Annotated in this window: 20 protein-coding genes; 9 read left to right on the plus strand and 11 right to left on the minus strand. The window is 72.4% G+C overall.

Going from position 1 to position 22465, the window contains the following annotated elements; genetic code table 11:
• Nucleotides 1-16 precede the first annotated feature (16 nt).
• Nucleotides 17-1237 (minus strand): acetyl-CoA C-acetyltransferase, encoded by a 1221-nt coding sequence (locus WIS52_RS29010; RefSeq protein WP_349301601.1) that lies wholly within the window; start codon nucleotides 1235-1237, stop codon nucleotides 17-19.
• A 191-nt stretch (nucleotides 1238-1428) separates the two neighbouring features.
• On the opposite strand from WIS52_RS29010, the gene WIS52_RS29015 reads away from it, so the two are divergent.
• Both WIS52_RS29015 and WIS52_RS29020 read left to right on the plus strand, forming a co-directional pair.
• Complete coding sequence (locus tag WIS52_RS29015; protein ID WP_349301602.1) at nucleotides 1429-2247, plus strand: MerR family transcriptional regulator; 819 nt, start codon at nucleotides 1429-1431, stop codon at nucleotides 2245-2247.
• Between the two features lie 29 nt (nucleotides 2248-2276).
• Nucleotides 2277-2711, plus strand: coding sequence for an acyl-CoA thioesterase (locus WIS52_RS29020; protein WP_349301603.1), 435 nt, complete (start codon nucleotides 2277-2279; stop codon nucleotides 2709-2711).
• On the opposite strand, the gene WIS52_RS29025 is transcribed toward WIS52_RS29020, so the two are convergent.
• Nucleotides 2702-3880, minus strand: coding sequence for a fumarylacetoacetate hydrolase family protein (locus WIS52_RS29025; protein WP_349301604.1), 1179 nt, complete (start codon nucleotides 3878-3880; stop codon nucleotides 2702-2704). The genes WIS52_RS29020 and WIS52_RS29025 overlap by 10 nt on opposite strands.
• A 248-nt stretch (nucleotides 3881-4128) precedes the next feature.
• Between WIS52_RS29025 and WIS52_RS29030 the strand changes: the two genes are divergently transcribed.
• Together WIS52_RS29030 and WIS52_RS29035 are read left to right on the plus strand one after the other, a co-directional pair.
• Nucleotides 4129-5217: an S-(hydroxymethyl)mycothiol dehydrogenase gene (locus WIS52_RS29030; protein WP_349301605.1), complete on the plus strand. Its 1089-nt coding sequence runs from the start codon at nucleotides 4129-4131 to the stop codon at nucleotides 5215-5217.
• A complete protein-coding gene (locus tag WIS52_RS29035; protein WP_349301606.1) occupies nucleotides 5217-5843 on the plus strand; it encodes an MBL fold metallo-hydrolase in 627 nt (208 codons plus the stop codon). Before WIS52_RS29030 ends, WIS52_RS29035 begins: the two co-directional genes overlap by 1 nt.
• Nucleotides 5844-5959: 116 nt before the next feature.
• On the opposite strand, the gene WIS52_RS29040 is transcribed toward WIS52_RS29035, so the two are convergent.
• Nucleotides 5960-7165: an MFS transporter gene (locus WIS52_RS29040; protein WP_349301607.1), complete on the minus strand. Its 1206-nt coding sequence runs from the start codon at nucleotides 7163-7165 to the stop codon at nucleotides 5960-5962.
• A gap of 59 nt (nucleotides 7166-7224) precedes the next feature.
• Nucleotides 7225-8232, minus strand: a complete 1008-nt coding sequence (locus tag WIS52_RS29045) for an iron-siderophore ABC transporter substrate-binding protein (RefSeq protein WP_349301608.1) — start codon at nucleotides 8230-8232, stop codon at nucleotides 7225-7227.
• A 220-nt stretch (nucleotides 8233-8452) separates the two neighbouring features.
• Here WIS52_RS29045 and WIS52_RS29050 point away from each other — a divergent pair, with 220 nt between their 5' ends.
• On the plus strand, nucleotides 8453-9817 hold the full coding sequence (locus WIS52_RS29050) for a sodium/glutamate symporter (protein ID WP_349301609.1): 1365 nt from the start codon (nucleotides 8453-8455) through the stop codon (nucleotides 9815-9817).
• A complete protein-coding gene (gene solA / locus WIS52_RS29055; RefSeq protein ID WP_349301610.1) occupies nucleotides 9814-10956 on the plus strand; it encodes an N-methyl-L-tryptophan oxidase in 1143 nt (380 codons plus the stop codon). The genes WIS52_RS29050 and solA overlap by 4 nt, the downstream gene beginning before the upstream one ends.
• Here the strand turns inward: solA and WIS52_RS29060 are convergent.
• From WIS52_RS29060 to WIS52_RS29090, 7 genes are all read right to left on the minus strand, one after another.
• Nucleotides 10940-11815: a LysR family transcriptional regulator gene (locus WIS52_RS29060; protein ID WP_349301611.1), complete on the minus strand. Its 876-nt coding sequence runs from the start codon at nucleotides 11813-11815 to the stop codon at nucleotides 10940-10942. The genes solA and WIS52_RS29060 overlap by 17 nt on opposite strands.
• A gap of 63 nt (nucleotides 11816-11878) precedes the next feature.
• Nucleotides 11879-13039 (minus strand): amidohydrolase family protein, encoded by a 1161-nt coding sequence (locus WIS52_RS29065; protein ID WP_349301612.1) that lies wholly within the window; start codon nucleotides 13037-13039, stop codon nucleotides 11879-11881.
• Between the two features lie 70 nt (nucleotides 13040-13109).
• Nucleotides 13110-14798: a chaperonin GroEL gene (groL, locus tag WIS52_RS29070; protein ID WP_349301613.1), complete on the minus strand. Its 1689-nt coding sequence runs from the start codon at nucleotides 14796-14798 to the stop codon at nucleotides 13110-13112.
• Between the two features lie 157 nt (nucleotides 14799-14955).
• A complete protein-coding gene (gene mimD / locus WIS52_RS29075; protein WP_349301614.1) occupies nucleotides 14956-15318 on the minus strand; it encodes a propane 2-monooxygenase effector subunit MimD in 363 nt (120 codons plus the stop codon).
• Nucleotides 15318-16529, minus strand: a complete 1212-nt coding sequence (locus WIS52_RS29080; RefSeq protein ID WP_349301615.1) for a ferritin family protein — start codon at nucleotides 16527-16529, stop codon at nucleotides 15318-15320. The genes mimD and WIS52_RS29080 overlap by 1 nt, the downstream gene beginning before the upstream one ends.
• Nucleotides 16526-17590, minus strand: a complete 1065-nt coding sequence (locus WIS52_RS29085; protein WP_349301616.1) for an FAD-binding oxidoreductase — start codon at nucleotides 17588-17590, stop codon at nucleotides 16526-16528. Before WIS52_RS29085 ends, WIS52_RS29080 begins: the two co-directional genes overlap by 4 nt.
• A gap of 185 nt (nucleotides 17591-17775) precedes the next feature.
• The gene (locus WIS52_RS29090) at nucleotides 17776-19413 is read right to left on the minus strand and encodes a ferritin family protein (RefSeq protein ID WP_349301704.1); all 1638 of its coding nucleotides are present in this window, start codon (nucleotides 19411-19413) and stop codon (nucleotides 17776-17778) included.
• A 343-nt stretch (nucleotides 19414-19756) separates the two neighbouring features.
• Here WIS52_RS29090 and WIS52_RS29095 point away from each other — a divergent pair, with 343 nt between their 5' ends.
• The 3 genes from WIS52_RS29095 to WIS52_RS29105 are packed head-to-tail and all read left to right on the plus strand — an operon-like array spanning nucleotide 19757 to nucleotide 22316.
• Nucleotides 19757-21727 (plus strand): sigma-54-dependent Fis family transcriptional regulator, encoded by a 1971-nt coding sequence (locus WIS52_RS29095; protein WP_349301617.1) that lies wholly within the window; start codon nucleotides 19757-19759, stop codon nucleotides 21725-21727.
• A gap of 10 nt (nucleotides 21728-21737) precedes the next feature.
• Entirely contained in the window at nucleotides 21738-22004 is a 267-nt protein-coding gene (locus WIS52_RS29100) for a hypothetical protein (protein WP_349301618.1), read from the plus strand.
• Nucleotides 22005-22052: 48 nt separating this feature from the next.
• Nucleotides 22053-22316: a hypothetical protein gene (locus tag WIS52_RS29105; RefSeq protein ID WP_349301619.1), complete on the plus strand. Its 264-nt coding sequence runs from the start codon at nucleotides 22053-22055 to the stop codon at nucleotides 22314-22316.
• Nucleotides 22317-22465 lie beyond the last annotated feature (149 nt).

Here is a 22465-nt window from a genome sequence, read left to right on the forward strand (position 1 = left end):
TGTCTGCCCAGCCCCTTCAGACTCGCTCGACGATCGTCGCGATACCCATGCCGCCGCCCACGCACAGCGTGGCCAGCCCGCGGCGCAGGTCGCGCCGCTCCAGCTCGTCGACCAGCGTCCCGAGGATCATCGCGCCGGTCGCGCCCAGCGGGTGGCCCATCGCGATGGCGCCCCCGTTGACGTTGGTCTGCTCGTGCGAGATCCCCATGTCGCGCATGAAGCGCAGCGCCACGGCGGCGAACGCCTCGTTGATCTCGAACAGGTCGATGTCGTCGACGGTGAGCCCCGCCCTGTCCAGCGCCTTGCGCGAGGCCGGGGCCGGCCCGGTCAGCATGATCGTCGGGTCGGCGCCGGACAGCGCGGTGGACACGATCCGGGCCCGCGGGGTCAGGCCGTGGGCCTTCCCGGCCGCCTCGGTGCCGATCAGGGTCAGCGCGGCGCCGTCGACGATGCCGGACGAGTTGCCGGCGTGGTGCACGTGGTCGATCTTCTCGACCCAGTGGTAGCGCTGCAGCGCGACGGCGTCGAACCCGCCGTCGCGGCCCATCATCTCGAACGACGGCTTCAGCCCGCCGAGCGTCTCGACGGTCGCGCCGGCCCGGATGTGCTCGTCGCGGTCGAGCACGGTCAGGCCGTTGCGGTCGCGCACCGGGATCACCGAGTTCGCGAACCGGCCGTCCGCCCAGGCCTTCGCGGCGCGGGTCTGAGACTCGACGGCGAACGCGTCGACGTCGGTGCGCGAGAAGCCCTCCAGGGTGGCGATCAGGTCGGCGCCGATCCCCTGCGGGACGAAACCGGTCTCGTAGGCGGTCTCCGGGTCCATCGCCCAGGCGCCGCCGTCGGAGCCCATCGGCACCCGGCTCATGGCCTCGACGCCGCCGGCGATCACCATCTCCTCCATCCCGGAACGCACCTTCAGCGCGGCGGTGTTCACCGCCTCCAGGCCGGACGCGCAGAACCGGTTGAGCTGCACACCGGCGACCGTGTCCGGCAGCCCGGCGGCGATCGCGGCCGCCTTCGCGATGTCGCCGCCCTGGTCGCCGAGCGGGGACACCACACCCAGCACGACGTCGTCGACGACGGCCGGGTCCAGCTCCGGATGCCGCCGCCGGAGCTCGTCGATCAGGCCGACCACCAGGGAGATCGGCTTGACCTCGTGCAGCGAACCGGAGGCCTTGCCCCGGCCGCGCGGTGTGCGGATCGCGTCGTAGATGAAGGCCTCGGGAATCTCGCTCATCCGAACCTCTCGTGGGGTGGTCGGGCTTGTCGGACGCAAGGCCCACGGCGGGCGCCGAGACCTGCTACTTGCCGGTAACCTTTGCTACCGCAGCGCCCTCACCTCGGTCAAGGCGCCGTTTCCGTATGTGACAGCAAGAATGTCACACCAAGACTGTCACATCTTCGGCCGACGCAGTAGCGTCGGCGCCCATGTCGGCCCCCACCGAGGACCTCCTCACCGTCGACCAGCTGGCCGAGCGGACCGGGATCGCCGTGCGCACCATCCGGTACTACGCCGGTCGCGGGCTGCTCCCCGCACCCCGGCTGCGCGGGCGCACCGGGCTCTACGACGTCCGGCACCGGGCCCGCCTGGAGCTGGTCAGCGAGCTGACCGGGCTGGGGTTCACCCTCACCGCGATCGAGCGACAGCTGGAGCGCGTGCCGCACGACGCCGGCCCCGAGGAGCTCGCGTTGCAGCGCGTGCTGCTCGTCCCGTGGGTCCCCGAGACCACCGAGGAGATGGACCGGAGCGAACTGGAGCGGCGGGCCGGGCGCCCGCTCTCCGACGCCGACGTCGAGCGCCTGGAACGCCTCGGCGCGCTGACCCGGCTGGCCGGACCGGGTCCGGAATCGGCCGGATCGGGTCCGATGGCGGCCGGGCCGGGTCCGGCGGCGGGAGCCGAGCCGGGGGCGACGACCGTCCGGCTGCACGGTGGGGCGGCGTTGGGCTCGGCGATCCGGGCGCTCGACTCCGAGCTGCCGCCGGAGTACTGGGCCCGGGCGCATGCGCTCGTCGAGCGCCATACCGCGGCGCTCGCCGACGACCTGATGGACCTCTTCCAGCGGGAGGTGCTGCAGCCCTACCGGGACCGCGGCCGTCCGGCCGACGAGCGCAGCCGGCTGGCCGCGGCGCTCGCCCACCTCAAGCCGATCATGGTGCACGGCGTCGTCGCGACCTTCGGCCGCGCGGTGAACCGGACGATCCGGGAACGGGTGGACCCCGACGATGCCGCGACGCAAAGCGGGTGATCATCGCCAACCCCGCCTAACATCGGCGCATGGCGACCTTCGAGTTCCCGGTGCGGGTCCGCTACCACGAGGTGGACGCGCAGGGCGTGGTGTTCAACGCCTGGTACCTGGCCTGGTTCGACGAGGCCATGACCGAGTTCCTCGAGCACCGCGGGCTCACGTACCGGACGATGCTCGACGCCGGGTACGACGTGCAGCTGGTGCACACCGAGATCGACTGGCGGTCCGGCGTCGGGTGGGGTGAGGACGTCGTGATCGCGGTGTCCACCGCCCGGCTCGGGCGGACCAGCTTCGCGCTCGACTTCCAGGTCCGCGGCACCGACGACGCCGGGAGCCCCACGGTGAGCTGTGGCTGCCGGACCGTCTACGTGGTCGTCGCGGTGGACGGCACGGGCAAGCAGGAGATCCCGCCGCTGATCCGCAACGCCCTCGGGGCGCCCGAACCGCTGCTCCCCTACGACTGAGGGACGATCCGCCCCCGCACCTCACCGAGCGAGAACCGGCCACCGCCGACGGCCGGGGCGGTCGCGGTCAGGACGACCTCGTCGCCGTCGTGCAGCCAGGACCGGGTCCCCCCGCCGGAGAGCGCGATCGGGTCGGCGCCGTTCCAGGCCAGCTCCAGCAGCGAGCCGAACCGCGCACGCTCCGGACCGGAGATCGTGCCCGAACCGAGCAGGTCCCCGGAGCGCAGGCCCGCCCCGTTCGACGTCAGGTGCGCCACCAGCTGCTCCACCGACCAGTACAGCTCCCGCGCGGGCGGCGTCGCGATCCGCTCGCCGGACAGGTGCACGGCCAGTTCGATGTCCAGGCCGGTGGCGGGCCCGGACGGCGCCAGGTACGGCAGCGGCCCGGGGTCGTGCGCGGGCAGCGGCACCCGCGCGGCGGCGAGCTCCTCCATCGGCGTCACCCAGGCCGAGATCGACGTCGCGAACGACTTCCCGAGGTGCGGACCGAGCGGGCGGGTCTCGAAACCCTGGACGTCGCGGGCCGACCAGTCGTTGAGCAGGACGACGCCGAACACGTGCTCGGCCGCGTCGTCGACCCCGACCGGGCCGGCTGCCGGGCCGCCGAGCACGAACCCGAGCTCGGCCTCGAGGTCGAGCCTCCGGGTCGGGCCGAAGTCCCCCGCGGCGCGCTGCCCGGACGGGCGGACGACCGGGCTGCCGGTGACCCGCACCGTTCCGGACCGGCCGTGGTAGCCGACCGGCATGTGCCGCCAGTTCGGGGTGAGCGGCTCGGCGTCCGGGCGGAAGATGAGCCCGGCGTTCCGGGCGTGCTGCTCGCAGGCGTAGAAGTCGACGTAGTCGGCGACGGTGAAGGGCAGGACCGGGACCAGGCCCTCGGCGGGCAGCCGGTGCGCGAAGGCCTTCTCGTGGTCCTGCCGCCAGCCGGTCAGCCACTGGCACACCTCGCGCCACGCCGGCCGGCCGGCGTCGAGCAGGCCGTCCAGGTTGGGGGCGGTCAGCAGCTCGGGGTACGGGCCGCGCTGTGCGGTGGCGAGCGAGCCGACGTCGAGCAGCCCGCCGTCGGGCAGCGGGCAGGCGATCCGCGAGCTGCCGGGACGCCCGGCACCGGCCACCGCCCCGAGCGCGAGGCCGGGCGGCGGTGCGGTCGTCCCTGGCGCAGTCGTCACAGCGGCAGACCGTACCCGCGCGTGCGGTGCATTCGTCCCCGGTGCCGGGGTCGCCCCTTCCGCGACCGTCCGCCGTCTCATCGTGCGACACCCACCCGGACCAGCGAGGGGGTGGTGCTGGGGTGGCGACGCCGGGATGCGTGTGCCCGGCCGGGTCCGGGGAGACAGCGGCCGGGCACACATGCCAGAGTCGCCATCCGAGCATCAGTCCCTGCCGGACGTCGTCGAGGACGAGTGGAGTACAACGCATGGCACAGCAGGTACGCGGGGTCGTGGCCCGCGCCAAGGGCGAGCCGGTGACCGTCGAGACGATCACCGTCCCCGACCCGGGACCGGGCGAGGCGGTGGTGGCGATCCAGGCCTGCGGGGTCTGCCACACCGACCTGCACTACAAGCTCGGCGGGATCAACGACGAGTTCCCGTTCCTGCTCGGCCACGAGGCCGCCGGGATCGTCGAGTCCGTCGGCGAGGGCGTCACCGACGTGGCGCCGGGCGACTACGTGGTGCTGAACTGGCGCGCGGTCTGCGGGGTCTGCCGGGCCTGTAGGAAGGGCAAGCCGCACCTCTGCTTCGACACCCACAACGCGACGCAGAAGATGACGCTGGAAGACGGCACCGAGCTGTCGCCCGCGCTGGGGATCGGCGCCTTCATCGAGAAGACCCTGGTCCACTCCGGACAGTGCACCAAGGTCAACCCGGACGCCGACGCCAAGGTCGCCGGGCTGCTCGGCTGCGGCGTGATGGCCGGCCTCGGGGCCGCCGTCAACACCGGGCAGATCGGGCGCGGTGACTCGATCGCGGTCATCGGCTGCGGCGGGGTCGGGGACGCCGCCATCGCCGGGGCGAAGCTGGCCGGGGCGACGACGATCGTCGCGGTCGACACCGACCCGCGGAAGCTGAAGTGGGCCGAGGAGTTCGGCGCCACGCACACCGTCAACGCCAAGGAACAGGATCCGGTCGAGTTCATCCGCTCCGTGACCGACGGGAACGGCGCCGACGTCGTCGTCGAGGCGGTCGGGCGTCCGGAGACCTACAAGCAGGCCTTCTACGCCCGCGACCTGGCCGGCACCGTCGTCCTGGTCGGGGTGCCCACCCCGGACCTGCAGGCGCCGGAGATCCCGCTGATCGACTACTTCGGCCGCGGCGGCGCGCTGAAGTCCTCCTGGTACGGCGACTGCCTGCCCAGCCGGGACTTCCCGACCTACGTCGACCTGTACCTGCAGGGCCGGTTCCCGCTCGACAAGTTCGTCACCGAGACCATCGGCCTCGACGACATCGAGGCCGCCTTCGAGAAGATGCACCACGGTGAGGTCCTGCGTTCGGTGGTGATCCTCTGATGCCGCCGATCGACCACGTCGTCACCTCCGGCACGTTCAACCTCGACGGCGGATCCTTCGACGTCGACAACAACGTCTGGATCGTCGGCGACGACCGCGAGGTCTTCGTCATCGACGCCGCGCACGACGCCGACGCCATCGCCGCCGCCGTCGGCGACCGGGCGGTGAAGGCGATCGTGTGCACGCACGCCCACGACGACCACGTCAACCAGGCACCCGTGCTGGCCGACCGGTTCTCCGCGCCCATCCTGCTGAACCCGGCCGAGATGGTGCTCTGGGACATGACCTGGCCGGACCGCAAGCCCGACCAGGAGCTGGCCGACGGCCAGACCCTGAGCGCCGGCGGGATCGACCTGCGGGTGCTGCAGACCCCCGGTCACTCACCGGGCTCGTCCTGTCTCCACGCGCCCGAGCTGGGGATCGTGTTCACCGGCGACACCCTGTTCCAGGGTGGGCCGGGCGCGACCGGCCGGTCGTACTCGAGCTTCGACACGATCATCGAGTCGATCCGCACGACCCTGCTGACCCTGCCCGGCGAGACGCAGGTCCGCACCGGGCACGGCGACTCGACGAAGATCGGCGACGAGGCACCGCACCTGGAGGAGTGGATCCGCAACGGATCCTGACCGGGTCGTCCCGGGCCCGGCCCCGCATCCGCGGGCGCCGGGCCCGAGCCGTTCATGATCCTTCTCTGTGGAACCCGGCGCCCAGTCGACTGCTCTCCCCGCTCCCGGAACAGGGATCACGCGGCGGGGCGCCGGCGCACCAGCGGGGCGAGCACCAGCAGGACCACCGCCGTCGTCCCGAAGGCGGCGGCGAAGCCGAACGGCTCGGCGATCGCGCCCAGCCCGGACGCGCCGAGGCCGGTGCCGGCGTCGAAGGCGATGTTCCACGCCGCGCTGGCCCCGCCGTAGTGCTGCGGCCCGGCCGCGGCGAACAGCGCGACGACGGCGTCGTTCTGCACCACGCCGAACCCGGCGCCGACCGCGGCCGCGCCCAGCACCAGCAGGACCGGGGTGAGCGGTGCGGCCAGCACGCCGAGCAGCCCGGCCGCGGCGAGCAGGGTGCCGGCGGGCAACAGGGCTCCCGGGCGGCTGCTGCGGTCGGTCCGGGCCCCGGCCCATCCCCGGCCGAGCACCGCGCCGAGCGCGGTGGCGAACAGCGCCGCGGGCACCGCGACGGTCGCGCCCGGCACGGCGAGCGGGGCGAAGGTGATCACCCCGCCCTGCGCCGTGGAGCAGCCCAGCATCGCCAGGATCGGGGCGGCGGGCCACCGTCGCCCGCGGGAACGCGCACCCGGCCCGCCGGCATCCGCCGGCACACGGCCGGACGGCGACGGATCCGCACCGGCTTCCCGGTCGGCACCGCGCGGTCCCGGCACCCGGCCCCGGCGCCGCTCCGGCCGCGGTCCCCGTACGAACGCCACCACCAGCGCCCCGGCGACCGGGGTGGCCCCGGCCAGCAGGAACACCCCGGTGAATCCCAGCACCTCGACGACCGCGACGCCGGCCGGCAGGAACACGAGCTGCGGGAGGCCGACGGCGTAGCCGTACCGGGCCGAGGCCCGGCCGTGCGCGGAGGGTTCGACGAGCTCGGCGACCAGCGCGCTGCCCGCCACCGTCACCATGCCGAACCCCACGCCCCGCACCGCCGACAGCGCCAGCACCGGCGCGAGCTCGGCGGACAGCGCCAGCAGCGGCGCCGGCACCCCCAGCAGCAGCGAGCCGGTCACCAGCACCGGCCGGTGCCCCACCCACCGCAGCATGGCGGGCACCAGCAGCTGGGTCGCGACGGTGACGGCCATCAGCACGCCCGTCGTCAGTCCCGCACCGAACGCCCCGGACCCGCCCCGCGCCACCCACAACGGCACCACCGGCAGCAGCAGCGCGTACCCGCCGAAGGCGATCGCGGTCGCGAGCAGCAGCAGGCGGAAGCGGGGTGCGGTCAACGACGGCGGGTGGGACGGCGGCACGCCCTACCCTCGCAGCCCGGGGGCCGGCCCCGGGATCAGGCCTGCGGCAGCGCCTGCTCCAGCAGCGGGACGACGCCGTCCAGCGCCGCCGGCAGGCTCAGCACGGTCTGCCAGCCGAACGCGACCTCGGTCGGGCCCTCCAGGAAGATGCTGCGGTTCTCGCGGGTCACCGCCAGCCGGGAGACCAGCTCGTCGGCTTCGACGGTCGCCCGGCCGCCCGGGGTGAAGGACAGCTGGTCCCACACGAGCAGGTCGTGGTCGAGCTCGGCGGCCTGCTCGAAGCTGAGGTCGGTGTAGAAGTTGCCGGCGGCCAGCTCGTCGAAGCGCGGCGGGATCGTGAACCCGAGCGAGGTGAAGAACCGGGAGCGGGGGTCCTGCGAGGCGAACGCCCCGAAGTGGTCCGCACTGCGGGTCGCCACCGCGGCGGTCCGGCCGGCCCACTGCGGGTTGGCGTCGCGGGCCTGCGCGAACCGGGCGTCGACGTCGGCGACGAGCTGCTCGGCCTGCTCCGACCGTCCCACGGCGTGGCCGATGATCCGGGTCGTGTCCTGCCAGGGCACGCCGTAGTCGTCGAACTCGGCGGGCGCGGCGACGATCGGGGCGATCGCGCTGATCGTGTCGTAGCTGCTCTGCTCCAGGTCGGAGTAGATGCCGACGATCAGGTCCGGCTGCAGCGCGGCGATCTTCTCCGGGTCCGGGGAGGTCATGTTCAGGACCTGCGGCTGCGAGCCCGACTGCTGCACCGCGTCGGCCGCCCAGGACTGGACCGCCGCCGACTCGTCGCCGTACCAGTACCGCACGCCCACCACCGGGACACCGAGCGCGAGCAGCGCGTCGTGATCGGTGTAGCCGATGCTGACGACACGCTGCGGGGCGGCCTCGATCGTCGTCGTGCCGAACTTGTGCTCGAGGGTGACCGGGAAGCCCTCCTCGCCACCGGCGGCCTGCTCGCCACCGCCGGAGTCGCCGCTCCCGCAGCCTGCGAGCAGCACACCACCCGCCGCCAGCGACCCGAGCAGCATCTGCCGCCGCGTGAAGTTCATCCCGTTCCTCCTGGTCCCGCCCCCGATGCACTGCGCATCAGTTAGGTGTGCCTGTCCTATCGCAAGGCTGATCATCTCTGTTACCCGGCCCCCGGAACCGGGCAGCGTGCGAGGCATCGATCACGTGCGCGTAGGACGTCGTCGCGCACCGGTATGGGCGAACGCTGACGGGTGGACCCCGTGCTTGCTAGGCATGTGGTGACGCAACGAGGAGGCGCGGATGGATTACGGACCCTGGTCGCTGGTGGTCGACGTCGGCCTCATCGGCGGCCTGCTCCTGATCGGCACCCTCGTGCGGCGCTGGGTCGGCCCGGCGCAGCGGCTGATGCTCCCGGCCAGCGTGATCGCCGGGTTCCTCGGCCTGCTGCTGGGACCACAGGTTGCGGGGATCCTGCCGTTCTCCGACCAGCTCGGGACCTACGCGTCGGTGCTGATCGCCGTGGTGTTCGCCTGCCTCGGGCTCGGCGACGACGCCCGCGGGCGCGGGTTCGGCCGCTCCACCGCGGCGTTCTCCGCATACTCGTTCGCGATGTACGCCCTGCAGGTCGGGCTCGGCATGGTCCTCGCCTACCTGCTGTTCGTCCCGGTCTTCGGGACGCCGGAGGGCTTCGGCCTGCTGCTGTTCGCCGGCTGGGCCGGCGGGTTCGGCTCGGCGGCCGCAGTGGGCTCGGTGTTCACCGACGCCGGCTGGGAGGGCGCGAGCTCGCTCGCCTTCACCTCGGCGACGGTGGGCATGCTGGCCGGTGTGGTCGGCGGTATCGCGATCGCCAACTGGGGCGCGCGTCGCGGTCACACCGCCCGGCTGGGCCGGTTCGACCAGCTGCCGCCCGCGCTGCGCACCGGCCTCGTCCCCGCCGCCGAGCGCGAGCCGACCGGGATCGGGACCACCTCGGCGTCGTCGATCGAGCCGCTGGGCCTGCAGGTCTGCCTGGTCGCCGCGATCACCGTGCTCGGCTACGGCGCGGCCGAGGGCATCGCGCTCGTCGTCCCGTCGTTCTCGGCGCCGGTGTTCGTGCTCGCGTTCGTCGCCGGCCTGCTCGTGAAGTTCCTGCTCCGGCGCACACCCGCCTGGGAGTACTGCGACCAGCGCACCCTGCGCAGCATCTCCGGCGTCGCCACCGACGTCCTGATCGTCTGCGGGATCGCGTCGATCACGCCGAGCCTGGTCGCGGACTACTGGGCCCCGCTGACGATCCTGTTCGTGTTCGCGCTGGCGCTCAACCTCGCGATGTTCCGCTGGGTCGCACCGTCCGTCATGCACGGCGCGTGGTTCGAGAAGTCCCTGTTCACCTGGGGCTGGGCGACCGGCGCCGTCGCGACGTCGGTCGCCCTGCTGCGGATGGTCGACCCGGACCTCGACAGCCGCACCCTCGAGGAGTTCGGCCTCGCCTACCTGCCGGTCGCCCCGCTGGAGACGGGCAGCATCGCGGCCACACCGCTGATCGTGCTGGCCGGGCTCGGGTGGGCGATCGCGGTCGGCTGGACCGCGGTCGGACTCGTCGCCCTCGCCCTGCCGTTCCTGCTCGGCTGGACACGTGCCCGTCCCGCCGGCACACCGACGACACCCGGAGAGAAGACGAGATGAGCCGTTCCCTGCCCGACGCCGACGTCGCCGTCCTCGGTCTCGGAGCGATGGGCTCGATGACCGCCTGGCAGCTCGCCGCCGCCGGCGCACGCGTCATCGGGTTCGAGCAGTACGGGCTGGTCCACGACCGCGGTGGCGCGGGGGGCGAGTCCCGGCTGTTCCGTGCCGCCTACCACGAGGGGGCGGAGTACGTCCCCCTCCTGCGCCGCGCCCGGGACATGTGGATCGAGCTGACCCAGGCGTCCGGACGTCCGCTGTTCACCCCGACCGGCTGCCTGTCGATCGGGCGGCCGGACATCGAGCCGATGCGCAACGTGCGCGCGTCGGTCGACGAGCACGGTCTCGACCACGAGATCCTGGCTCCCGACGAGCTGACCGCGCGCTTCCCGCAGCACGCCCCCGCCGACGGCGAGATCGGCATCCTGGACCTGGCCGGCGGCATGCTCCGGCCCGAGCTGGCGGTCCTGACCGCCGCCGAGCGCGCCCGGGAGGCCGGTGCCCGGCTGATGGACAGGACGGTGGTCAGCGCGGTCGAGCCCGACTCGGGCGGTGTCACGATCGTCACCGACGAGCGGACCTGGCGGGTGCGGCGCGCGGTCGTCACCACCGGAGCCTGGGTCCGCGAGCTGGTCCCGCAGGCCGCGGTCGTACCGAAGCCGATCGTGCTGACCTGGTTCGCACCGTCCGACGTGGAGGACTACCGGCCGGACGTGTTCCCGGCGTTCATCCGGGACACCGACGGGATGCACCTGTTCGGCTGCCCGGTGATGGACGGGGTGTCGGTCAAGGCGGGGGTGGCCGACGTGTGGGACCCGCTGCGGGATCCCCGCGATCTCACCCGCGACCTGCCCGAGCCCGCCCTCGAGCCGGTCACCGCGGCGGTCCGGCGGCTGCTGCCGGGCCTGCACCCGGAGCCGATCCGGCACGGCGTCTACATGGACGGCTACACCGCGGACCGGACCGCGCTGGCCGGACCGGTCCCGGGGGCGCCGCAGCTGATCGTGCTGGCCGGCTTCTCCGGGCACGGGTTCAAGATGGCCCCGGTGTTCGGGTCGATCGCGGCCGACCTGGCGCTGCACGACGGCACCTCGTTCGACATCGCCCGGATGGACCCGGCGCGGTTCAGCCGCGCAGCCTGACCAGCTCGTCGCGCAGCGCCCGGCCGTGCGGCGCACCGGCGGCACCGACCAGCACCGACAGCGGGGTCACGGCCGCCGGGTCGGTCAGCGGCCGGGCGACCGCGCCGGCCATCCGCAGCCGGGTGGTCGCCGCGGGCACGATCGCGACGGCCAGCCCGGCGGCGACGATCCCGAGGATCGACTGGTCGTTGACCGCCTGCTGGGTGATCCGCGGCGAGAACCCGGCGCGCACGCACGCCCCGGTGATCGTGTCGTGCGCGACCGGGGCGTACTCCCGCGGGAAGCAGACGAACGACTCGCCGGCGAGCGCGCCCAGGTCGACGGCGGCGGCCGCGGCCTGCGGGTGCCCCTCGGGCAGCAGGCAGGCCAGCGGTTCGTCGGCGAGGCGGACCAGCTCGACCCCGTCCTCGGCGACCAGCATGCGGCACACGCCGACGTCGACGGCACCCTCGCGCAGCGCCTCGACCTGCGCCCGCTGCCCCATCTCGTGCACCAGCGGGAGGATCTCCGGGCGGGTGGCGAGGAACCCGGGCAGGACGTCGGGCAGCAGGCCGGACACCGCCGAGGTGATGCAGCCGATCCGCAGCGGGGTCCGCGCCGCGCCGCCGGCGACGACCACCTCCAGCTCCTGTACCCGGCCGACGATCAGCCGGGCCTCCGGGATCAGCGCGGACCCGGCCGCGGTGAGCCGCAGCCGGCGCCGGCTGCGGTCGAACAGCGAGACGCCGAGCCGCCGTTCGAGCTTGGTCACGGCCTGGCTCAGCGCCGCCTGCGCCATGTGCAGGTCGCGCGCGGCCTCGGTGACGCTGAGCCGCTCGGCGACGGCGAGGAAATACTCCAGCTGACGAACCTCGACCATCGCACGATTCTGCAGGTCACACCCGCACCGCCCCTCCGGGGCCCGGGCTTTCCGGGAGTGGGGCTACCGGGCGCCGGGCGTGTGGTCGAGCGCGACCGTCCCGGCCGGGCGACGCCGCCCGGCGCGCGGCGCGCGGGGATCGCCGAGCCCGTAGACCCGCGCGGCGGTGCCGCCCAGCAGGGCCTCGCGGACGTCGTCGTCGAGCTCGGGGTAGCGCCCGCGCAGCGGCTCGGGGTACCGGAAGGTCAGGAGGTCGCGGACCAGCCGGGCCGGCCGGGCGACGGGATAGCCGCTGCCGAACATCAGCCGGTCCGGCCCGAAGGCGGCGAGCAGCTCGCCGAGCGCCGCGGCGGCCGGTTCCGGCATCCGCCGCAGCGCGATGAGCAGCTCGGTGAGCAGCACGAGCACGTTGGGCAGCCGGGCCAGCCGGACCAGCGCCGGCGTCGGCAGCGCCCCCGCGCCGAGCACGAACCGGATCCGGGGCAGCGCCGCGGCCAGCTCGCGGACCTCCGCCGGGTCGAGGCCGCCGGCCGGCAGCGGGCCGGCGTTGCGGGCCCGCACCGGCAGCGCCGACCCGGCCCGCACCGGCTCCGCCCAGGACGGCCAGCGCGGCCGGGGCGCGGCGTCGCCGGCCTGGACGACGCCGGTCAGCGCCCAGTCCGGAGCGCCGCGCGGCGGGCGCGCGGTCGGCGCGACGCCGAGGTGCACGACCCTGGCACCGGCCTGCTCGGCGCGGACGAGTGCCCGGCGCAGCCAGGGAGCCCGCAGCGCGACCGGGCTCTCCGGGCGGCGGGCCGGCAGCACCGTCAGCGCGCCGAGCCCGTCCCGGCTCACCTGGGCCCCGATCCCGCGCGCGCGGGTGCGGTCGGCCGGGTCGAGCTGGCCGGAGAGCACCAGGCGGCCGGGATGCTCGGCGGCGAGCTCGAGATGCCAGACGGGCGCGGCGAAGCCGAGCACGAACAGGTCGTCGAACGTCGCCGGGACCAGCACCGCCCGGTCGACGGCACCGAGCACGTCGGTCCCCAGCGCGTCCGGGGTGACGAGGCCGAAGCGGTCCGCGGACAGCGGACGGGGCGACGGGTCGACCATCCGGTGCCGGTGGTGCAGGTCGGCGACGAACTGCTCCCCCGCCGGGCCCGCCTGGTTCTGCGGGCGGCCGTCCCAGCCGTGGACCTGCGCGTCCACCACGAGAGGTGCCCCCGCGCCGTCCACACCGACCTCCACACCGTCCACTGTCACGGAGCCGCGGCGACGGGGCCACCCGCCGGCGACGGGCCTCACCCACCGACGGGTTCTAGCCCACCGACGGGCCGAGACCCAGCGACTGCGGGGTGCTCGAGTCCGGGCTGGGCTGCGGGATGCCCTCGTCGAGCTCACCGAACTCGGTCATCAACGCCTTGTTCCACGGCGTGACCTCCTCGGCCACCAGCGAGTTGGTGGTGAGGATCAGCCCGGCCACCGAGGCGCCGTTCTGCAGCGCCGAGCGCACGACCCGCAGCGGGTCGATGATGCCCATCTCGACCATGTTCCCGAACCGGCCCTCGAGCGCGTCGAAACCGGAGTCGGCGTCCATCGCCGTGACCTGCTTGACCACGTCGTCGCCGTCGTAACCGGCATTGGACGCGATCAGGTGCACCGGCTCGGACAGCGCGTGCCGCACGATCTCGACGCCGATCCGGTAGTCGCCGGTGACCTCCAGCGCGGCGAGCGCCTGCTCGGCGTGCAGCAGGGCCGCGCCGCCACCGGCGACGATCCCCTCGGCCACGGCGGCCCGGGTGGCCTGCAGCGCGTCGTCCACCCGGTGCCGGACCTCGCGGGCCTCGGCGTTGGTCGGCGCGCCGACCGAGATGATCGCCGCCTTGCCCGAGAGCCGGGCGATCCGGTCGGAGAAGAAGTCCTCGTCGGTGCCGATGGTGGCGCGGTGCAGTTCCGCGCGCAGCTGGGAGAGCCGGTTCTCCAGCGCGCCGCGGTCGCCCCCGCCGCCGATGAAGGTGGTGCTGTCGCTGGTCACCCGGACCTGCGCGGCGCGGCCGAGGTGCTCGACGCCGATCTGCTCCAGGGAGAACGACGAGCTCTTCGAGTGCACCTTGCCGCCGCACAGCGCGGCCATGTCCTCGAGCAGGTGGATGCGCTTCTCGCCGAACCCGGGCGCCTTGATCGCGACGGCCTGGAAGTGCCCGTTGACGTGGTTGTGCACCAGCATCTGCAGCGCGGTGCCCTCGACCGTCTCGGCCACCACCACCAGTGGGCGGCGCTCGTTGCGCATGATCCGGTCCAGCACCGGCATGACCTGCTGGACGTCGCGGATCTTCTCGGCGGAGAACAGGATGTAGGGGTCGGTGACGATCGCCTCGAGGGTGCCGGGGTTGGTCACCATGTAGGGCGAGACGTAGCCGTTGTCGAACTCGAAGTCCTCGACGAACGACACCGAGATGCCGGGGATCGGCGAGTCGTCGACGGTGACCACGCCGTCGTCGCCGACGGTGTGCAGCGCCCGGGCGACGACCCGGCCGATCGCGTAGTCGTCGTTGGCGGAGATCGCGGCGACCCGGGCGTAGTCCTCCTCGGTCCCGACCGGGTGCGCGACCGCCTGCAGCCGCTCGACCAGCGCGCCCACCGCCAGGTCGATACCCCGCTTGACCAGCACCGGGTTGCCGCCGCGCTCGATGGCGCCCATGCCCTCGCGGACGATCGCCTGGGCCAGCACGGTCGCGGTGGTGGTCCCGTCGCCGACGGTGTCGTTGGTCTTGACCGCCGCCTCCTTGACCAGCTGCGCGCCCATGTTCTCGAAGGGGTCCCGCAGGTGGATCTCGCGGGCGATGGTCACGCCGTCGTTCGTGACCTCCGGCGAGCCGGTGATCTTCTCCAGGATGACGTTGCGCCCCTTGGGCCCCAGCGTGCTCTTGACGGCTTCGGCGAGCTGGTCGACGCCGGCTCGCAGCAGCTGCCGCCCCTCGGCGCCGAAACGGAGTTCCTTGGCCATGGTGGTGGTCCTCCCGGAGAGTTGGTCCTGTGCGCGGGTTGCGGATCAACGTGCTGCGCCGCACTGCCCGGTCCGGCCGGGTCTGGTGGGGTCGCGCCGGGAGGCTGCGGTCTCACAGCCCCGGGCGGTGCGGCGCATCGGTCACGGCTGGACGGCGTCAGGTCACCGGCTTCAGGTCGAAGTCCAGGTACTCGGCGGCGTCCTCGGGATTGGCGAACATGATCGTCTTGTCGTCGAGGTGGACCATCCGCCCGTAGTGGGTGGACATGTTCTCCTCGAACTCGGCCGCCGAGAACCAGCCGTCCTCGCGGCCGGCCTCCTCGTCCATGGCGGCGTAGTCGACCTCGAACATGCCCTGCCCGTCGACGCGGATCATCGAGGGCAGGTGCGAGACGGTCACGTTGTCCTGACGGCCCAGGACGTCGGCCATGATCGCGCCGACCTGGTTGTTCATCAGGGTGAACCCGCACATGTTCGACGCGGTGTTGTTCTGCGCGAACCGTGAGTCCGTGCTGGTCATCACTGCTTCAGCTCCTCGGGGACGTCGAGACCGAGATCGCTGCAGATCCCGGCGAAGCGGTTCTTGGCGCGGTCGAGTGAGTCCTCGAAGCGCGGCGGCTTCGAGTCGGACTGGGACCACATCGGCTGCATCGTCCGGGCGGCCTCCAGCGCCTGCGGCACGTAGCGGCGCAGCCAGCCCTCCATCAGCTCCTTGTTCTGCGGGCCGAACTCACGGTCGGTGACCAGCGGGCCGAAGCAGGCGAGCGACCAGCGCAGGTCGCGCTGGGCGTAGTCGTACTCACCGGCCCCCATGACCGTCGGCGTCACGAAGTCGCCGTTGGTGGCCGCGGCCTGCATGACCAGGTTCGAGCGGAACAGCTCGCCGATCAGCGGCTCGAAGACGATGTTCGCGGCGAAGATGGCCTCGCCCCAGTCGTCCTGCACCGCGGTGAGCGCCTCGGTCATCTTCCGGGCGCCCTGCCACTCCGGCGCGTTGTCCCAGGCGTCGAGGTGGGCGGTGCCGTCGAACCCGTCGATCTCCTCGGACAGCGTCAGGTTGTAGAGCGCCAGGTCCTGCGCGAAGCGGATCTTGCGGGTGGAGTTCGCGGCGAGCGCCGTGTTGTGCATGTTGGTCGGCGCGGAGCGCTCGTTGGACGCGAAGACGTAGAGGCCGAGGATGTGCTCGATGTGCATCCAGGCGCCGACGTTGCGCTCGACGAAGCGGATCCAGTTGGTGTTCCAGAGCTCGAACGCCTTCGCGTTGCGGGCGTTGTCGATGTTCTGGGTGAGCTGCCGGACGACGTTCGCGTTGTACCGGTAGAGGGTCTGCTCCCACTCCTCGTTCGGGTCGCGGAACTCGTGCCAGCCGTGCGCGGGCCAGTTCTTCACGGTCATCCCGCCGGTGCCGACCCCGCGCTGCGGCTCGGGCTCGTCCACGCCCCAGGCCTTGAGCTTGGTCCAGTGCAGCGGGTAACCGCCCTCGCCGTTGGCGAAGCCGTAGATCCAGCCCTGGGTCAGGTAGTGCCGTGGGTCCGGCTGCACCTCGACGGTGGTGTCCTCGTAGAGGGTCTGCTTGCGCTTGGCCGGGGTGTAGTAGTTGTAGCGTCTCGCCGTCGAGCTCGAGTCCGGGAACTCCCGGGCCCCGGCCTCGGCGTCGGTGAAGACGGGCTTGGGAACGCTGCGCTGCGAGCCCTGCTCGCTGCCGCTGGCCGCGGTGGTGGTCTCCGTCATGAGAGTCCGTCCTCGCCTTCTTGTTCACCGGTGGTGGTGAACTTGTCGTAGAAGATGTTGTCCTCGCTCACACCCAGCTGGGTCAGCGTCGCGATCGCCGCGTCGACCATCGGCGGCGGACCGCAGACGTAGGCGTCGGCTCCCTTCAGATCGCCTTCATGACGCGCGACGACGTCGGTGATCAGGCCGGTCTCGCCGGCCCACTCCGCGCTCTCCGGTCCGTCCGGTTCGGACAGTGCCGGCACGAAGCGGAAGTCGGAGAGCTGCGGGGCGAGATCGGCGATCTCCTTCTCGAAGCAGAGGTCGCCTGCGGTCCGGGCGCCGTAGTAGAACGTCGCCTTCCGCTCGACCCCGCCCTCGGCCATGGCACGGAGCAGGCCGAGCACCGGCGCCATGCCGGCCCCGCCGGCGACGAAGACCAGTGGCGTGGCCCGGTTCTGGCGCAGCGTGAAGGTGCCGAACGGCGCCTCCACGTCCAGCCGGTCCCCGACCTGCAGCCGGTCGGCCAGGTGGCCGGAGAACAGGCCGTCCGGGTAGATCTTGATGACGAACTCGTAGACGCCGTCCCGGTTGGGGGTGTTCGCCATGGAGAACGAGCGCGTCTCCTCCGTCCCCGGGACGACGAAGTCCATGTACTGCCCGGGGAAGAACTTGATCTCCGACGGTTCCACCAGCTTGACCGTCAGGTGCCGCATGTCGTGGGTGACGGCCTCGCATCCGACGACCTCGACGGTGCCCTTCGTCAGCGGCAGGCCGGACCGGATGATCTCCTCGTCGTAGTTCAGGAGCTCGATCACCAGGTCCTCGTAGGGGTGGGCCCGGCACAGCAGCGTCGAGCCCTCCTCGCGCTCGTAGTCGGGCAGCGCGAACGTCGAGTACTTGTCGTACTCGATGTCGTCGCCCTCGAGCACGAACGACTTGCACGCCGAGCACTGCCCCTCCTTGCAGCCGTGCATGAGCTGGACACCCTGCTCGGCGGCGGCGCGGAGGATCGTCTGGTCCTCGTCGACCTCGATCTCGATGCCGACCGGTTCGAAACGCACGACGTGCTTGTCACCCACGGCGGGAGACCACCTCTCTGCGTCGCCTTCAGCGAGAATCAGTTGCCTTGAGCGAGAAAAACGACGAAACGGACAGTTGCGGGCAGGGCCGATGACCCGGCCGGGGAGGACGGCCCCGGCCGGGCCGCGCAGGAAGAGGGCCCCGCCTGGACGGTGGGGACCCCCTCCCCTCGCCTGACCCGCGCTCAGGCGTCGGTGGGCGCGGGCCGGCCAGCCGGTCCCTGTCGGTGGTAGTCCGCCACGAACGCGTCGCGCTCGGTGTCGCTCATCTCGTTGAGCACCACGTTCGGGCTCGCCAGGTGCGGCATCCGCCGCATGTGGTCCAGCGTCCACATCTTCTTCGGGTCGAGATCCAGGTGCGGCTGCGCGGTGAGCGTCTTGCCGTCGTCACGCACGAAGCCCATGTCCTGGATGACGTCCGCCCAGTTCCAGCCGTGGTAGAGCGTCTCCCACTCACGGTGCCCCACGAGCTTGCCCATGTTCGGGGTCTCGCGACCCTGGTACGTGGGACGGAACGCCTCGGCGTCGGTCCAGCGGCAGACCTCGTGGCAGTACGTGCGCCACTGGCCGTCCACCTTGTCGACGACCATGTCCTCACGCACCAGGCACGGGACCATGCAGGTCCAGCAGCGGTGCGGGTACACGTAGTCGACGTCCTCGGCGACGATCGCGTGGTGCCCGTTCGGCTTGGCCAGGCGGTTGTAGTTCTCCCACCACTTGCCGTACCGGTCGTACCAGCCCGGGTACTTGTACTCGAACCACTCGAAGTCGGTGTCGGTCATGCCGTCGATCCGCCAGTAGTTGGCACACCAACCCGTGGCGAAGAACTGCGCGACCTCGTGGACGTAGCCCTTGTTCCAGATCTGGTTCCATGCCTCCTCGACCAGATCGTGCGGAATCACCAGGCCGTACTTCTCCAGCGGCAGCAGGTAGCTGCGGTAGTAGTCGTCGTAGATCCAGCGGCGCCACATCTCCGCGTAGGACTCGCGGTCCTTGCGGCGGTCCTTCGTGCCGTACTCGATGAAGGTGCCGATCGCGGCGTCGACGACGCGGTGGTTGTTCCACCACGCGTAGCGCAGGTCGCGCTCGAGCAGCTGACGGTTGTCCTCGTCGGACAGCGCCATCAGCAGCGTCGCGTAGCCGTTCGAGATGTGCCGGGACTCGTCGGACTGCACCGAGTGGAACACCGTCGGCAGCAGGTAGTCGCCGTTCGCCGCGGCCTCGGCCGGCATCGCCACGAACAGGGTGTTCGTGAACGCCGTCTCCGCCACGATCGTCAGGTAGATCGACGCCGCGGTGATCGCGTCACCGGTGATGAACCCCTCGGCGAACTGGCGGCCGATGGTGCCGCAGTAGTCCGACTGGAAGTTCCGCAGCGAGTTGTTGAAGCCCGCCGGGTCGATGTAGTTGTTCATGTACAGGCGCTTGAGGTTCTGCTGGATCGTCGAGTGGCGTACCTCGTCGATCATCTGGATCGCCTGGCCGTTGTGCAGCTCCGGGTTGGGAACGGCGTGGAACAGCATCGGCATCGACCGCGCCGCGGAGATCTCGGGCAACGGGATGATCGACAGGAACAGCTTCTGCCACTCCAGCCAGCGCTCCTGCACCTGGCGGAACATGTTCCCGCGGATGGCACCGTCCTGGGCGCCGTAGACCCGGTGGTCCTTCTCCTCCTCCATCGGGAAGTAGGAGCGGAGGACCTGCTTGAGCGGGTCCTTCTTGGCGGCCTTGCGGAAGGTGTAGTCGGTTCCGTACTTCATGTACGGCTCGTGGTACTGCGGCTCCCAGGACAGTTCCTGGATCTTCTGGTGAGCCTTCGCCAAGCTCTGCCGACTCACGTCGTCTCCTCACGGTGGTGGGTGGTGGTCGGTTCACGGGCGAGCGCGGGTGCCCCTGTCGCGGTCGTCGGTCGTGGGACCACCGCCATCCGGTGCGCGCGAGTGGATTCCGCGGCCCCGCAGGCGGACGTCCCGTGCTCCGCATCACACAGGCTCCCGAGTGTGACGGCGGTCTCAATATGAGACGAGGCCCGCCGGCTACGTGTGGTGATCTTGCTCTCACGGCGGGTACCGTCGCCGACACCCCATCGCCGGGGCAGGTCACCGCTGCTCGCACGCCGGTTGCGGGGTGTGATTCCCGATCTCGACGCGAGACGAGGAGGCGCGGGTGACACCCCTGCCCGAGGACGTGCGGGGCGGAGTCACGGGGCCGCGGGGCGACCGTCCGCGACGCTCCGGCGACCGCTGCGCGAGCGATCTCCCGGCCGGCTCGGCGGCCGTCTCGACCGTGCCGTCGGCGGCGGTGTCGGCGGTGTCGTCGTCGGCCGTGCCGTCGTCGGAGGCCGCCGAGCGGATCGCGGCCGCCCGGGAGGCCTTCCTGCACCGCGACGACATCGCGCCCGAGTCCGTCCGGGCACCGATCCTCGCGTCCTGGATCCGGTCCCGGGAGCTGGACGTCCCCCCGGACAACATCGACCTGCCGGAGCAGGACACCGAGGCCGACAGCCCGCTGGTCCGCGCGGCGACGCCGATCCTCGCCGAGCTCTACGACCAGTTCGCGACCGAGCCGATGAGCCTGATCCTCTGCGACTCCGAGGCCGTGGTCCTCGATCGGCGGACCGGGGACTCGGGTCTGCGCCAGCACCTGGACCGGGTGTGGCTGGCACCGGGGTTCTCCTACGCCGAGCGGCACGCCGGCACCAACGGGATCGGCACGGCCCTGGAGGGCCGGCGGCCGACCGAGGTGTTCGGGCACGAACACTTCGTCGAGCACCTGGAAGGCCTGGCCTGCGCGGGAGCGCCGATCCGGCACCCGGTCACCGGGAAGGTCCTCGGCGTCATCGACCTGACCTGCTTCCGGAGCGAGGCGAACTCGCTGATGAAGGCCACCGCGGCCGCCACCGCGCGCCGGATCGAGGAGGCGCTGCTCGCCGCGTCGGGCCGGCACGAGCTGACCCTGCTGCACGACTACCTGGCCGCGGTGCAGCGCGCCGGGAACACCGCCGTGCTGGCGGTGGGCGACGACCTGGTGATGATGAACGACCGGGCCCGCGAGCTGATCGCGCCGTCGGACCAGGTGCCGCTGCTGGCCGGGGCTGCCGACGCGCTGAGCTCGGGACGTTCCCGGCAGCTGGTGCTCGACCTGCCCAGCGGGATGATCGCCCGGGTGCAGTGCCGTCCGAGCTGGGCGGAGTCCGGGTCGTCGGGCGGGGTGGTGCAGGTGACGCTCACCCATCGCGAGTCGACCGCCGTCCGGACCGCGGCACCGACCATCACCACCGCGTTGCCCACGGCCGTCGGGTCCGGAGCACTGTGGACGAAGTGCGCGCAGGCGGTGGACCGGCACCTGCGCACCAGGGAGTGGGTGGTCCTGCAGGGTGAGCCCGGATCGGGCCGGACGACCCTGGCCCGGGCCACCCATCACCTGCACACCCCGGCCGGGCACGTCCGGGTGCTGGACGCCGCCGACTTCTCTCCGCGCTGGCTGTCCGAGGTGTCCGACGAGCTGACCGGCGGCACGGGCACGCTGGTGCTGCGCGAGGTCGACCGGCTGCCGGCGTCCGCCGCGACGGCGCTGGCCGATGCCCTGGAGCCGCTGCGCGAGTCGACCGACCCCGCCCGGCCGTGGGTGGTGGCCACCCGCGGCCCGGCGGCCGAGGACGCCGTCGACCCGCCCGAGCTCGCCGGGCTGCTCCACGCGTTCCCCCGGACGATCGAGGTGCCGCCGCTGCGCCACCACGTCGAGGACGTCACCGAGCTCGTCCCCTACCTGCTCACCCGGCTCACCCGCGGCAACGACCTCTCCTGCTCGCGGGAGGCGCTGCGGGTACTGATGCGCAACCGCTGGCCGGGCAACGTCGAGCAGCTCTACCAGGTGCTGCGCAAGGTCGTGGCGCGTCGGCGGACCGGGGAGATCCGGGTCGAGGACCTCCCGCCGGAGACCCGGGCACTGACCCGGCGGGTGCTGACGCCGCTGGAGTCCATCGAGTGCGACGCCATCGTCGACGCGCTGCTCGACGCCGACGGCAACAAGGCCGAGGCCGCCCGGCGGCTGGGCATGTCCCGGGCCACGATCTACCGCAAGATCCGCGGCTACGGGATCGCGACGCCGGAGGGCGCGGGGACGGACGTCCCGTAGGTTGGGCGGTATGTCCGGTCCGTCGCCGCGCAGTGGATCACCGCGCAACCGGTTCGTCCGGGCGTTCTCGTTCCCCGAGGGCACGCCGGCCCCGTTGCTGGTGCTGGTCGCGCTGAGCTGCTCGATGGTCGGGGTGTTCTCGGTGCCGCTGGTCCTGCCGTCGGGAACACCGGGCTGGCTCCGGGTCGTCGTGGGGATCCTGGTGGTCCTCGCACTCATGGCGGTGACGGCGACGCTGCTGCGCCGGGCGCACGAACGGGGGCGCCGCCGGGGCTGAGGACCCCGGCGGGGCCGCGGTCGAGGCGGTCGGCATAGGGTCGACGACGTGCGCGAATCGGTGGTCGCCGTGCTGCGACGGACCTTCACGTTCCCCGACGGCGTGCCGTCCTGGCTCCGCGGGATCGTCGCGGTCCTCGCCTCAATCGTGGCCGGGACCGTCACCCTCGTGCTGCTGCCGTCGGGATCTCCGGGCTGGCTGCTGGCGCTGTCCGCCGGGATCGCGGTGCTCGTGCTGCTCGGTGCGGCGATCCACCTGCTGCGGCGGTTCCATCCCGGCGCCCGCCGCGCGGAGGGCTCGGAGCCCTCCTGACGGGACGCGACGCCATCGCGCCTGCCTGCGGGCGCGCGCTGCGAAGCATGATCCTTCTCCGTGGAACCTGACGTGCAGTGGAATGCGCATGCGGATCCACGGACAGGGATCAGACCGCCGTCGGGCGGGCGGAACGCGAGCACCGGACC

Source organism: Pseudonocardia nematodicida (assembly GCF_040105385.1).
In the GTDB taxonomy this organism is placed as follows: Bacteria; Actinomycetota; Actinomycetes; order Mycobacteriales; family Pseudonocardiaceae; genus Pseudonocardia; species Pseudonocardia nematodicida.

Bases quoted from the DNA above. Each gene is read 5' to 3' on its own strand.
- WIS52_RS29010 (WP_349301601.1), bottom strand. From the start codon at position 1,237: ATGAGCGAGATTCCCGAGGCCTTCATCTACGACGCGATCCGCACACCG.
- WIS52_RS29015 (WP_349301602.1), top strand. From the start codon at position 1,429: ATGTCGGCCCCCACCGAGGACCTCCTCACCGTCGACCAGCTGGCCGAG.
- WIS52_RS29020 (WP_349301603.1), top strand. From the start codon at position 2,277: ATGGCGACCTTCGAGTTCCCGGTGCGGGTCCGCTACCACGAGGTGGAC.
- WIS52_RS29030 (WP_349301605.1), top strand. From the start codon at position 4,129: ATGGCACAGCAGGTACGCGGGGTCGTGGCCCGCGCCAAGGGCGAGCCG.
- WIS52_RS29035 (WP_349301606.1), top strand. From the start codon at position 5,217: ATGCCGCCGATCGACCACGTCGTCACCTCCGGCACGTTCAACCTCGAC.
- WIS52_RS29045 (WP_349301608.1), bottom strand. From the start codon at position 8,232: ATGAACTTCACGCGGCGGCAGATGCTGCTCGGGTCGCTGGCGGCGGGT.
- WIS52_RS29050 (WP_349301609.1), top strand. From the start codon at position 8,453: ATGGATTACGGACCCTGGTCGCTGGTGGTCGACGTCGGCCTCATCGGC.
- solA (WP_349301610.1), top strand. From the start codon at position 9,814: ATGAGCCGTTCCCTGCCCGACGCCGACGTCGCCGTCCTCGGTCTCGGA.
- WIS52_RS29060 (WP_349301611.1), bottom strand. From the start codon at position 11,815: ATGGTCGAGGTTCGTCAGCTGGAGTATTTCCTCGCCGTCGCCGAGCGG.
- groL (WP_349301613.1), bottom strand. From the start codon at position 14,798: ATGGCCAAGGAACTCCGTTTCGGCGCCGAGGGGCGGCAGCTGCTGCGA.
- mimD (WP_349301614.1), bottom strand. From the start codon at position 15,318: ATGACCAGCACGGACTCACGGTTCGCGCAGAACAACACCGCGTCGAAC.
- WIS52_RS29080 (WP_349301615.1), bottom strand. From the start codon at position 16,529: ATGACGGAGACCACCACCGCGGCCAGCGGCAGCGAGCAGGGCTCGCAG.
- WIS52_RS29100 (WP_349301618.1), top strand. From the start codon at position 21,738: ATGTCCGGTCCGTCGCCGCGCAGTGGATCACCGCGCAACCGGTTCGTC.